The organism is Xanthomonas sp. SHU 166, assembly GCF_000364685.1.
In the GTDB taxonomy this organism is placed as follows: domain Bacteria; phylum Pseudomonadota; class Gammaproteobacteria; order Xanthomonadales; family Xanthomonadaceae; genus Xanthomonas_A; species Xanthomonas_A sontii.
Genome location: NZ_AQOJ01000145.1, coordinates 1 through 1,110 on the forward strand (window position 1 = coordinate 1; position 1,110 = coordinate 1,110).

At 71.1% G+C, this 1,110-nt stretch carries 1 protein-coding gene and 1 pseudogene; both read left to right on the forward strand.

Annotated elements, in window-relative coordinates:
* Window positions 1-800: helix-turn-helix transcriptional regulator (locus D180_RS05550; RefSeq protein ID WP_017912012.1), on the forward strand; the 800-nt coding region annotated here is incomplete at its 5' end.
* A 110-nt stretch (window positions 801-910) separates the two neighbouring features.
* Window positions 911-1,110, forward strand: a pseudogene (locus D180_RS24440) (hypothetical protein); the annotation flags it as partial.

Consider the following 1,110-nt stretch of genomic DNA (forward strand, 5'->3'; position numbering starts at 1 on the left):
AGAGCCTGGACCCGGCGCGGCTGGCGCTGCCGCGCGGCGGCAGGCGCCGTACCCCCGGCCTGCGCCGCGAGGAAGTGGCCTTGCTCGCCGATGTCGGCGTGACTTGGTACACGTGGTTGGAGCAGGGGCGCCCGGTCCGCGCCTCGGCGCGCGTGCTGACCGCCATCGCCCGCGCCCTGCAGTGTTCGGAGGTGGAAACCGCGCACGTGCTGGCGCTGGCGGGATTGCGCGAGACCACGGCCCTGGCGCCGCCGCCGTGCCAACGCCTGACCGGCACCGGGCGGATGCTGCTGGACCAGCTCGGCCCGTGGCCGGCAATGCTGCAGACCCCGCGCTTCGACATTCTAGGCGCCAACCCGGCCTTCGAGCGCCTGATGGGCGTGACCCTGGCCGACCTGGCGGACGCCGACCGCAACTGCGTCTATCAGGCCTTCACCAATCCGCGCTGGCGCGACGCATTGCTCGATCGCCAGGACGTGCTGCAGCACATGGTGGCGTTGCTGCGCGCGGCGATGGCCGAACACCTGGGCGAGCCGGAATGGGAGGCGCTGCTGGCGCGCTACCGCGCGGCCTCTCCCGAGTTCGATGCGCTGTGGCGGCAGCGGCGCGAGGTGCGCGGCGTGGAGAACCAGCTCAAGCGCTTCCGCCATCCGCAGGAAGGCGAGCTGCGCCTGCAGCAGGTCAACTGGTGGTCGGCGCCGCGCAACGGCAACCGTCTGGTGGTCTATTTGCCAGCCGATGACACGGCGCAGGCGGCGCTGTTGCGCCTGCACGCGCAGGCCGGAAATGCCGCTGGATGAACGCTTTCCTAGCTCGATCCGTGAAGCTGAATACGTAACCGATTCCAGCAGGAGACGGTTCAGACGAAAACGGCCTAAATGCAACCGCCACACCACGTGACGGAGTTGCCATGAACATGAAACGCATTGCCACAATCGCCCTCTCGTCCGCGCTGGCGCTGGGTTTCATGGCGCCACCCGCGTTCGCCTGGGGTCCGGGCGGCCCGGGTCCCGGTCCGGGCTGGGGCCCGCCGGGTCCTCCGGGGCCGCCACCCCCGCCGCCGGGACCGGGTCCGCGCGACCACGGCTGGTACGACCGCGGCTACCGCGA